This is a genomic window from Rhodanobacter sp. FW106-PBR-R2A-2-24 (assembly GCF_058789615.1).
Genome location: NZ_JBYTBV010000002.1, coordinates 3,461,803 through 3,471,758 on the forward strand (window position 1 = coordinate 3,461,803; position 9,956 = coordinate 3,471,758).

At 66.3% G+C, this 9,956-nt stretch carries 11 protein-coding genes and 1 riboswitch; of the genes, 8 read left to right on the forward strand and 3 right to left on the reverse strand.

Annotated elements, in window-relative coordinates; genetic code table 11:
* Positions 1–10 precede the first annotated feature (10 nt).
* From gltX to AC3WQA_RS16845, 6 genes are all read left to right on the forward strand, one after another.
* Positions 11–1,411 (forward strand): glutamate--tRNA ligase, encoded by a 1,401-nt coding sequence (gene gltX / locus AC3WQA_RS16820; RefSeq protein WP_492676178.1) that lies wholly within the window; start codon positions 11–13, stop codon positions 1,409–1,411.
* Positions 1,412–1,425: 14 nt separating this feature from the next.
* Entirely contained in the window at positions 1,426–1,695 is a 270-nt protein-coding gene (locus tag AC3WQA_RS16825; protein ID WP_492676179.1) for a hypothetical protein, read from the forward strand.
* A gap of 23 nt (positions 1,696–1,718) precedes the next feature.
* Complete coding sequence (locus AC3WQA_RS16830) at positions 1,719–2,198, forward strand: transcriptional repressor (RefSeq protein WP_492676180.1); 480 nt, start codon at positions 1,719–1,721, stop codon at positions 2,196–2,198.
* Between the two features lie 160 nt (positions 2,199–2,358).
* A complete protein-coding gene (locus AC3WQA_RS16835; protein ID WP_492676181.1) occupies positions 2,359–2,787 on the forward strand; it encodes a MerC domain-containing protein in 429 nt (142 codons plus the stop codon).
* 43 nt (positions 2,788–2,830) lie between these two features.
* Positions 2,831–3,787, forward strand: coding sequence for a cation diffusion facilitator family transporter (locus AC3WQA_RS16840; protein WP_492676182.1), 957 nt, complete (start codon positions 2,831–2,833; stop codon positions 3,785–3,787).
* Positions 3,788–3,864: 77 nt separating this feature from the next.
* Positions 3,865–4,026 (forward strand): 30S ribosomal protein THX, encoded by a 162-nt coding sequence (locus AC3WQA_RS16845; protein ID WP_492676183.1) that lies wholly within the window; start codon positions 3,865–3,867, stop codon positions 4,024–4,026.
* 70 nt (positions 4,027–4,096) lie between these two features.
* Here the strand turns inward: AC3WQA_RS16845 and AC3WQA_RS16850 are convergent, their stop codons facing one another.
* From AC3WQA_RS16850 to AC3WQA_RS16860, 3 genes are all read right to left on the reverse strand, one after another.
* On the reverse strand, positions 4,097–4,342 hold the full coding sequence (locus AC3WQA_RS16850) for a thioredoxin domain-containing protein (RefSeq protein WP_492676184.1): 246 nt from the start codon (positions 4,340–4,342) through the stop codon (positions 4,097–4,099).
* An 11-nt stretch (positions 4,343–4,353) separates the two neighbouring features.
* Positions 4,354–5,451, reverse strand: coding sequence for a ribonucleotide-diphosphate reductase subunit beta (locus tag AC3WQA_RS16855; protein ID WP_492676185.1), 1,098 nt, complete (start codon positions 5,449–5,451; stop codon positions 4,354–4,356).
* Between the two features lie 85 nt (positions 5,452–5,536).
* Entirely contained in the window at positions 5,537–7,960 is a 2,424-nt protein-coding gene (locus tag AC3WQA_RS16860; RefSeq protein WP_492676186.1) for a ribonucleoside-diphosphate reductase subunit alpha, read from the reverse strand.
* Between the two features lie 375 nt (positions 7,961–8,335).
* A riboswitch (cobalamin riboswitch) is annotated at positions 8,336–8,555 on the reverse strand.
* Between the two features lie 139 nt (positions 8,556–8,694).
* Here AC3WQA_RS16860 and AC3WQA_RS16865 point away from each other — a divergent pair.
* Positions 8,695–9,027, forward strand: a complete 333-nt coding sequence (locus AC3WQA_RS16865; protein WP_492676187.1) for a YerC/YecD family TrpR-related protein — start codon at positions 8,695–8,697, stop codon at positions 9,025–9,027.
* Entirely contained in the window at positions 9,024–9,917 is an 894-nt protein-coding gene (gene hisG / locus AC3WQA_RS16870; RefSeq protein WP_492676188.1) for an ATP phosphoribosyltransferase, read from the forward strand. Before AC3WQA_RS16865 ends, hisG begins: the two co-directional genes overlap by 4 nt.
* Positions 9,918–9,956: the final 39 nt, after the last annotated feature.

Sequence of the window (9,956 nt, forward strand, 5' to 3'; positions counted from 1 at the left end):
GCCCCTTTCCATGACCGTTCGTACCCGTTTTGCCCCCAGCCCCACCGGTTTCCTGCACATCGGCGGCGCGCGCACCGCACTGTACTGCTGGCTGGAGGCACGCCGCCGCGGCGGCGAGTTCGTGCTGCGCATCGAGGATACCGACCGCGAGCGCTCCACCGACGAGGCCGTCAAGGCCATCCTCGATGCGATGGCCTGGCTGGATCTCGCCGCCGACGAGGCGCCTGTGTACCAGACCCACCGCCTCGCGCGCTACCAGGAAGTGGCCGAGCGCCTGCTTGCCGAGGGCAAGGCCTACTACGCGTACGAATCGAAGGAAGAGATCGAGGCGATGCGCGAGGCCGCCATGGCCAAGGGCGAGAAGCCCCGCTACAACGGCTACTACCGCGACCGCAACGAACCGCGCCGCGAGGACCCGAACCGGGTGATCCGCTTCCGCAACCCCACCGAGGGCGCGGTGGTGTTCGAGGACAAGGTGAAGGGTCGCATCGAGTTCGCCAACAGCGAGCTGGACGACCTGGTGATCTTCCGCTCCGACGGCTGGCCCACCTACAACTTCGCGGTGGTGGTGGACGACATCGACATGGGCATCACCGAGGTGATCCGCGGCGACGACCATGTCAACAACACGCCGCGCCAGATCAACATCTACCACGCGCTGGGCGCGCCGGTGCCGGAGTTCGCGCACCTGCCGATGATCCTCGACAAGGAGGGCAAGAAGCTCTCCAAGCGCACCAATTCCGTGAGCGTGATGGAGTACCGCGAGGAAGGCTACCTGCCGCACGCCATCCTCAATTACCTGGTGCGCCTGGGCTGGTCGCACGGCGACCAGGAGATCTTCTCGCGCGAGGAGATGATCCGGCTGTTCGACGTCGCCGACGTCAACAAGGCCGCCTCGCGCTTCGACACCGAGAAGCTCAACTGGCTGAACCAGCATTACCTGAAGACCGACGACCCCGCGGCGCTGGCGCCCGAGTTCGTCTGGCACCTGGCGCGCGCTGGCATCGATGCCACGCGCGGCCCGCGGCCCGCCGACGTGATCGTGGCGCTGCGCGACCGCGTGCATACGTTGAAGGAGATGGCCGAGCGCGCGGCGATCTGGTACGGCCCCATCGTCGAGTGGGACGCCAAGGCGGTGGCCAAGCACCTGAAGAACGACAGCGCCACCAGCGTGCTGGAAGCGGCCAAGGCGCTGCTGGTCGACGTCGAATGGAAGCCGGAGCCCATTCACGGCGTGATCGAGCAGGTGGCCGCGGCGCTGGCGCTGGGCATGGGCAAGATCGCCCAGCCGCTGCGCGTGGCGATGACCGGCACCCAGGTGTCGCCGTCCATCGAGCACACGATTTACCTCTGTGGCCGCGACGTGGCGCTGCAGCGCATCGACCACGCCTTGACCCTGGCGCGCGGCTGAGTCGGCGGGCGGCAGTGGACGAACTGCTCGCCCGCGCCATGCACGGCGTCGATCCGGACGCTCCCGGCGCCGTCTGGAAGCTCTACGCCAACCTCTGGGCGATGGTGCCCTGGCGCGCGCTGTTCTGGTGGAACCTGTTGTTCGTGGCGGTGGGCGCGCTGCTGGGCTGGTGGCGCGGACGCTTCTGGGAAGGCGTGGCCTGGGCCTGGGTACTGGGGCCGATCGGCTGGGTCGTGCTGTTGCTGCGCGCACCCCGCAAGCTGCCGCCGCCGCTGCGGCGCTGAACGCCTGCGCTATCATCGCGGCCATGAGTCAGGACGCCGTCAAGCCGCATGCGCACCACCATCGCCACGACGCCAAGGCCTTCGTGCGCGAGGTGGCCCATGTCAGCGAGGCGCGCGGTCTGCGCCTGACCCCCTTGCGCATGGAAGTGCTGGAGCTGGTGGCTGCCGCCACCAAGCCGACGAAAGCCTATGACCTGCTCGACCAACTGCGCGACAAGCACGGCAACGCCGCGCCACCCACGGTGTACCGCGCGCTGGATTTCCTGCTGGAGCAGGGCTTCATCCACAAGCTGGAATCCGTCAACGCCTTCGTCTCCTGCCACCACCCCGGCGAGGCGCACCAGGTGCCGTTCCTGATCTGCGATGTCTGCGCCGGCGCCGAGGAAGTCTGCGACGAGCGCGTGGCCGAACTGATCGAGGCGCAGGCCAAGGCCATGGGTTTTCACGCGCAGGCGCAGACGCTGGAAGTGCACGGCGTGTGCAAGCGCTGCCACAAGGGCTGAGATCCTGTAAAAAATCGCCCGCCTGCTGGGGCCGCCGTCGTGCCGGCTTGCCTGCTGGTTTGTTATAAAATAACATAGCACCATGGAAAGCATCGAACGCTGCGCTCCCGGCGACAGCAGGCTGCGAGCCGTCGCGCTTTCGAGCGCGGCGGGTGGGAGCGTGCCGGTTCGAGCCGGCCGTTGGTGGCACCTGGCCGACCGGGTGGGGGCCACGGCCTCCTTCCTGTGCGCCATCCACTGCGCCTTGCTGCCCTTCGTGCTGACACTGCTGCCGCTGCTGGGGCTGGGTTTCCTGGCCAGCCACGGCTTCGAGCGCGGCTTCGTGATGTTTGCCGTGGTACTGGCGCTGGTGGCGCTGGTGATTGGCTATCGGCGCCATCGTCGTGCCTTGCCGCTGTTCCTGGCAGTGCCCGGCTTGTTGCTGCTCGTCGTCGGCATCGCGCTGGTGGATCGTCAGGACATCCTGATACTGCATAGCCTGCTGGTGACCTGCGGCGGCCTGCTGGTCGCCTCGGCGCATTTCATGAATCTCTACATCGATCGCCGGCGTGGCAGCGCGCATGTGCACGGCGTGCAGTGCGCGCATTGATCGGTGATTGTGTAACCCTGTGCCGGCTTCCTAGCATGCGCGCATGAGCGCAGCCCACGAGCACCACCTTCACGAGCACGCCGGCCACGGCTACGCGCCGCACGAGCACGCGCCAGCAGACCCGCGCGGGCGCAAGCTGTTCGTGGCGTTCCTGCTCACCACGATCACCATGCTGGCCGAGGTCGTGGGCGGCCTGTGGTCGGGCTCGCTGGCGCTGCTCACCGATGGCGGCCACATGCTGGTGGATGCACTGGCTTTGCTGATGGCGTACTACGGCGCCCGGCTTGCCGCGCTTCCGGCCGACGCCCGGCGCAGCTACGGTTACGGCCGCATGGAAGTGCTGGTGGGTTTCGTCAATGCGCTCAGCCAGTTCGTGCTGGTTGGCTGGGTGGCGTATGAGGCGACGCAGCGCTTGCTGCAGCCAGAACCCATCCGCTCCGGATTGATGCTGGCCGTGGCCGCCGTCGGCCTGCTGGTGAATGTGCTGGTGCTGCGCCACCTGCATGGCCACGCGCATGACGACGTGAACCTGGCCGGCGCCAGCCTGCATGTGCTGGGTGATCTCCTGGGTTCGGTGGCGGCTGTGCTGGCGGCGCTGGCGATCCATGCCTTCGGCTGGTTGTGGGCCGACCCGCTGCTGTCGCTGCTGGTGGTCGTGCTGATCCTGGCGAGCGCCTGGCGACTGCTGCGCCGCAGTGCGCACATCCTGCTCGAAGGTGTGCCTGAAGGCCTCGATACGGCCGCCGTGGAGGACGCGCTGCGCGGAGCCGATCCGGCGATCTGCGGCATCCACCACCTGCATGTATGGCAGCTGGCCTCCGGCTCGCGCATGGCCACCTTGCATGCGGATCTGCGCGATCCGGCGGGAGCGGCGCAGGCCTTGCGCGCCATCAACCGTGTGCTGCGTGAGCGCTTCGCGATCCACCATGCCACGGTGCAGGTGGATCCGGGCGAGTGCCAGGACGAACCCTCGGGCTGCGCCGGGCATGGTCATGCCTGACGGGTGCCGGCCATGGTTTGTCCGTGGCCGCGGCGCTGCTATCATGACCAGCCATCACGCATTCTGAGGAAATTTCCATGGGCAAGGGCGATCGCAAGACCCGTCGCGGCAAGACCTATCGCGGCAGCTACGGCAACACCCGCGCGCACGCCGTGCAGCCGGCCGTGGTCGGCGTCAAGGCCACCGTGACCAAGCCGGCTGTCGCCAAGAAGGCCGCGCCGAAGAAGAAGTCGGCCTGATTCCTTCGTGCTGGTTCCGGCCAACAAAAAACCCGCCTCGGCGGGTTTTTTGCTTGATGGCGCCTGCCGCTCAATGCATGCGCTGCAAGGTGCTGCGCAACTCGTCGTAGCCGCCCAGGTAGCGGATCGCGTCGCCTTCGGCCAGGAAGATCTGCGGCAGGCTGGTGGCGCGGTGGCCGATCTTGCCGTGCAGCTCGTCCACCGTGATATCGCTGCCAACAGCGTGGTACTGGAAGGCGATGGATTTCATCTGACACAAGAGCTTGCTCTTGTCGCAGTTCGTGCAGTGGTCGCGGCCGTAGATGATGACTTGCATGGCGGGTTCCTTCAGAAGTCGGCGTCGAAGATCAGGTGCTTGTCGGTGCGGCGCATCACGCCTACCTTGTAGGCGGCGATGTCCTGTTCCTGCGGCGAGGCCTGGGTCTTGGAGATGTTCAGCCACTTCTCCATGTACTTGAGCGGATTGGCGCCGGGCAGGGCGTATTTCGTGGTGGTCAGGCCCAGCGTCTGGTAGACGTCCTTGGCGCAGTACAGCGTCCATGCCGACAGGCGCTCGGGGTTCATGCCGACCAGCTCGCGGCCCTCGTCGAACAGGTAGGCGATCCAGGTGAGTTCGCTGTCCACCACTTCCTCGATCAGCGCCTCGATCGCGTCTCGGCATTCGCGGAAGGCGCGCTGGCCGCGCTCGGTGGCGAGCTCGTTGGCCAGCACGGCGCGATCCAGTTCGGCGTGGATTTCCAGCTCGTCCTGGGCAATTTTCTGGATCGCCTTGCCGATGGGCTGGAACAGCCCGGTGTCGCAGATGGCGAAGGTGACGGCGAAGCTCGCCATGAACTGGATGCGCTCCATGCAGAACAGCGCCACCACCGTCATGAACACAGTGTTGTAGGTGGCCTGGTCGTTGGGCAGCAGGCCCAGCGCATACTGGTGCGAGGCGCGATAACCCTCGCCGAAGGCCTTGGCCACGCGCTCCAGCCGCGCGTGCGCCTGCTCCACGCGCAGGATCTCCTCGATGATGGCCCCGGGATCGTCGAAGGAGTTGCGCACGATCTCCGAATAGGTGGCGGCGTGGATCACCTCGTTGTCGGAGATGCGTTGCCAGCAGGCCCACAGTTCGCTGGAGGTGATGAAAGGCGCCAACACCGGGGCGATGGCGCGCGAGGCCACGCTGTCGGCCTCCCATTGCCAGGCCAGGGTCTTGATCATCATTTCCCAGGTGGCGCGCGAGCAGGATTTGAAGTCGGCGTTGCAGGAGGAGTAGTCGAACTCGTTCTCGTCCCAGTCCAGCGATTTCTGTGCCTTGTACAGGCGCCAGATGTCGGGGTAGTGGCGGTTGATGGTGTCGAACAGGCCAGGCTTCTGGCCCAGGAACAGCGAGGGCTTGGCGTAGTCGGTCTTGGCGTAGTTGAAAATGTTGTCGGTCATGGCGTTCTCGTGGCGGTGTGTGCGGTGGTGGCTGTTGTTGCGGGAGCGGCTTCGTCCGCACGGATGGGTCGAAGCCGCCACGGCTTCACAAAGTGCATGCCTCGCAATCGCTGTCCTTCTCGTCGGCGGCGCTGGTCGCGGTGCTTGCCGCGACCTCCTGCATGCCGTTGGAGGTTTTCTGGTTCATGTAGTACTTGGACTTCAGCCCCAGCTTCACGCGGTAGAGGTAGTTCTCGATCATCTCGGTGGATTCGATGCAGTCGTCGCCGATCACGCGGCGGTAGAAGTCGGCCGAGATGCCCTGATCGGTCCACTTCTGCACGATGGCGTACATCTCGGTGAGGTCGCGGGCGGGGATGTCCCAGGCTGACTGGTACCACTCGCCCAGGGCGTCGCCTTCGGGCGCGGCCCAGTAGTTCACGCGGTGGTTGTCGGTCTTGATGAGGGTGAGCTCGCGCACGGGGTAGAGCCCGTTGGTGGTGCCCGAGGCGTTGGCGCTGGTTTCGGTGGGCATGTGCGCCACCAGTACCGAGTTGCGGATGCCGCCGTTGGCCTTGATCTGCGCGCGCAGCGCCTCCCAGTCGTAGTGCAGGCGGAAGTCGCCCAGCGTGTCGACGTGGCGGTTGCAGGTGTCCAGCGGCAGCCAGCCCTCGGGCCAGCGCGTCTTGTGCATCCACGGCGCATTGCCCAGTTCCTGGCCCAGCCGCAGGCTGGCGCGCAGGAGGTGGTAGTAGTGCCGTTCGGCCACGGCGTGGATGAAGGCCTTGCCCTCGGCCGAGGTGTAGCGCTGGCGATTTTTCGCCATCAGGTGAGCCAGGCCGAGGATGCCCACGCCCGCATTCAGCCGCTTGCGCGAGGTCACGCCCACCTGCGGCAGCTCGTAGTGCGCAAGGTGGATGCACTTGTCGATCATGAGCAGCGCGTAATAGGCCACTTCGGCGTACTGTTCCTCCGAGTCGATGTTGTCCACGCAGATGCCGGCCAGGTTGCAGGTGGCCACCTCGGGCGCGGAACGCTGAACGATGCGCGCGACGCGGACGCCGTCGACCACGTCGCCCACGGCGAGGTCCTCCGGCCACAGCGCACCGCGCGCGGTGGTGATGCGCGCGCCGCCCTCGATGCGGCGCGTGTCGCCGGCCTCCGTCTCGAAGGTCACGAAGGAGATGTCGCGCCCCGCATACAGTTCGAGGATGTGGTTGTACGGCGCCGTGGGCAGCGCGATTTCCGAGCATAGGTTGGAGCTGTAGATGGTGTCCTTGAACGGCGTGTGCCGGTTCATCTCGGTGATGTTGTGCTCGTAGATGCGCCCGGTTTCGTTCCATTCGTTGCTGGCGGTGATGAGCAGCTCGCGTGCGTTGACGTAGGTTTTCCTGAAGCCCGTGTCCGCCTCGTACTTCGCGTACAGCGCCTCGAAACGCGTTTCGTCGCCGCTGTACAGCGCCTCCTGCAGGTCGGGCGCGGTGTAGCAGTTGAACAGGAACACGTCCTCGTTCAACGCCACCTTGCGCGCAAAGAAGCGGTTGCCGCCCCAGGAGTAGTCCATGCCGCGTATCTTCCGATCGGCGGTGGACATCGGGTTCTTCAGCCGCAGCAGCGCGTCCACCTCCGGGTCGAAGATCGGGAAGTAGCTGGTGCAGGCGCCGCCACGGCCGTTCTGCAGGTTGGATTTCACCTCGGCCACCAGCGCGCGGTAATACGGCAGCTTGCCCTGGTGGCGGATTACGCCGCCGCGCACCGGGTCGTTCAGCGAGCGCGTCTGCATGTGCGCGCCGATGCCGGCGGACATGTAGGTCATGGTGTTGGCGATGTGGTTGCCCACCGCGATGGAGCGTGCGTTGTCGCCGGTGGTGTACAGGCAGCAGCTGGCATAGCCGCGCAGCGGCGTGCCCAGGTTGACGTGGTTGGGCGTGGGCGCGTTGATGCGGTTCAGCGACAGGTGTTCGTAGAAGCGCTCCACGTCGTGCATGCGGCGCGCGCGCGGCTGGTCCACCGCCAGCGCCATCGCCATGCGCATGTAGATGAACTGCGGAGTCTCGAAATACACGCCGTTGACGCGGTCGGCAATGGCGTACTTGGTGAGGTGGGTGTGCAACTGGTAGTGCGCGTAGGCGAAGTCGCGCTCGTGGTCGATGAGGCGCTCGACTTCGGCGTATTCCGCCGCGGAGTAATCCAGTGCCTCCATGTAGCCGAGCTGCTGCAGCCTGCGATGCAGCGCCAGCACGCTGGGGCGGTCGCGGCCGTAGAGGTCCTTGCGGATCAACGTGGCGTAGAGCCGCCCCGCCATGCGGTTGTACGACCAGGTGTCGAAGTGCAGGCAGGTCTTGATGAGCTGTTGCTGCAGTTCGCGCGTGTTCGAGGTACCGGACAGTCCGGCGACGGCTTCGAGCACCACCGAAGGCCAGTCCACCGCGTCGCCCAGGGTTTGTGCGGCCCATTCGCCCCACTGGTTGAGCTTGGACGGAGTGAACGGCTCGACGCGGCCGTCGCGCTTGATGATGGTTTCCAGCATGAGGGGTGTCCTCCTTTGAAGCACAGGCAGGCGAGACTGGCGTGCCATGGCGGCGCGCCAGCGGAGTCGGATTCGGGTGAAGGGTGGCGTCAGCCTGGTGGTCGGACGGCGGCCTGATGCGGCGCGGCGACATGACCGCACGCGTCAGTGCGCGTGCGAAGCAGTGTTGGTTTGAGATGGAACATATGCGCTCCCCGAAGGGAAGCCGTGAGGCGGCTTCTTGACGAGTTGCCTGCTCCCGCGCGCAGGGCCAAGAGGGTTCGGCTTCGGAGGGAACGCGTGCGACCGGGCAGGGCGCCCGATACGCGACGCGCTCCCCCGCGGAAGCGGTCACCCGCACCGGGCGTATCGGCCGCGCCGTGGTACGGCATCGACCGGCGATCCGGCGTGTCGGCAGGTCTTCGGACTTCGCGGACACGGGCCAGACGCGTGCCTGATCCACCTACTTTGCCTCGCTTCCCGGGCGTTGCCGCCCAGTGCCTGTGAGGCATTTCGTTTCCGCTTACCGCTGCGGGGCAGTTCCGGATTTCCACCGGATTCCCTTTTCAACCCGGCCGCCGCAAGCGACCGGGATACCGACCGACACAACATATTGGGCATTTGTCGATTCGTCAACACTACAAATAGGGTTGACCTTCATGTGCGGACGAATGACACAACGGGCGATCATGTGCTTGCGGCGGCGCAGCAAAGGCGTTATGCTGCGATCCATCGTATTAACGCGTTATCACATTATGAAGCGAAGACTGTCCGATGATGCGGCCGTTGGCGCTGCCGCGCAGAGCCTGTACGAGGCGCTGCTGTCGTTGAAGAACGCGGAGGAAATGGCCGCCTTCCTCGGCGACCTGTGCACGCCGGCCGAGCTGGAGGTGATGGTGGATCGCTGGCGCGTGGTGCCGCTGCTGCTGGACGGCCTGCCGTACCGCGAGATCCACGAGCGCACCGCGGTCAGCATCACCACCATCGGGCGCGTGGCGCGCTATCTCAACCAGGGCAACGGCGGCTACCTCGCCGCCGCCGTTCGTGCGGCGCGCCGGCAGGCGCAGGTCGCGAGGAAAAAGGCATGAAGACACGCGACCGGCTGCGCATCGCCATGCAGAAATCCGGCCGGCTCACCGAGCCGGCGCTGGAACTTCTCAAGCGCTGCGGGCTCACCTTTCGGCAGAGCCGCGACAAGCTGTTCTGCTTCGGCGAAGGCGAGCCGGTGGATCTGCTGCTGGTGCGCGACGACGACATCCCCGGCCTGATCGCGCAGGGTGTGTGCGAGCTAGGCATCGTGGGGCGCAACGTGCTGGACGAGTTTTGCCTGGGCGCCGGCCCTGCTGTGGCGGCTCCCGGCGAGCTGCGCCCGCTGGGCTTCGGCCGTTGCCGGCTTTCCATCGCGGTGCCGCAAGAGATGGATTACCGCGACGCCGCGCAACTGGCCGGTCGGCGCATCGCCACCTCCTATCCGGGCCTGCTCGGCGCCTGGCTGCGCGAGCGCGGGGTCGATGCCGGCGTGGTGACCCTGGCCGGCTCGGTGGAGATCGCGCCCAAGTTGGGCACCGCCGATGCCATCTGCGACCTGGTGCAAAGCGGCGGCACGCTGGTGGCCAACCAGCTGCGCGAGGCCGATGTGCTGCTGGAGAGCGAGGCGGTGCTGGCGGGCCCGCGCGAGTTGCCCGCCGACGAGCGTGGTGACCTGATCGAGCTGCTGCTCAAGCGCATCGATGGCGTGATCCAGGTGCGCGAATCGCGTCTCTTGCTGCTGCAAGCCTCGCGCGCCGCGCTGGACGGCATCACCCGGCTGCTGCCCGGCGGCCCGCAACCGACCTTGCTGCCGGTGGCCGGTCAGCCCGATCAGTTGATGTTGCAGGCGCTGTGCGCGGGCGAGGTGAGCTGGCGCCAGTTGGAGGAGATCAAGAAGGCCGGCGCGCGCGAGATGTTCGTGCTGCCGGTGGAGAAAATGCTGGCATGAAAAGCAGGGTTGAAACGAAAGGCATGGCTTGCATGAAAG

Excerpts from the sequence above, each read along its gene's own strand:
- AC3WQA_RS16850 (WP_492676184.1), bottom strand. The coding sequence starts at position 4,342 with ATGCAAGTCATCATCTACGGCCGCGACCACTGCACGAACTGCGACAAG.
- AC3WQA_RS16855 (WP_492676185.1), bottom strand. The coding sequence starts at position 5,451 with ATGACCGACAACATTTTCAACTACGCCAAGACCGACTACGCCAAGCCC.
- AC3WQA_RS16830 (WP_492676180.1), top strand. The coding sequence starts at position 1,719 with ATGAGTCAGGACGCCGTCAAGCCGCATGCGCACCACCATCGCCACGAC.
- AC3WQA_RS16865 (WP_492676187.1), top strand. The coding sequence starts at position 8,695 with ATGAAGCGAAGACTGTCCGATGATGCGGCCGTTGGCGCTGCCGCGCAG.
- AC3WQA_RS16860 (WP_492676186.1), bottom strand. The coding sequence starts at position 7,960 with ATGCTGGAAACCATCATCAAGCGCGACGGCCGCGTCGAGCCGTTCACT.
- AC3WQA_RS16845 (WP_492676183.1), top strand. The coding sequence starts at position 3,865 with ATGGGCAAGGGCGATCGCAAGACCCGTCGCGGCAAGACCTATCGCGGC.
- hisG (WP_492676188.1), top strand. The coding sequence starts at position 9,024 with ATGAAGACACGCGACCGGCTGCGCATCGCCATGCAGAAATCCGGCCGG.
- gltX (WP_492676178.1), top strand. The coding sequence starts at position 11 with ATGACCGTTCGTACCCGTTTTGCCCCCAGCCCCACCGGTTTCCTGCAC.
- AC3WQA_RS16840 (WP_492676182.1), top strand. The coding sequence starts at position 2,831 with ATGAGCGCAGCCCACGAGCACCACCTTCACGAGCACGCCGGCCACGGC.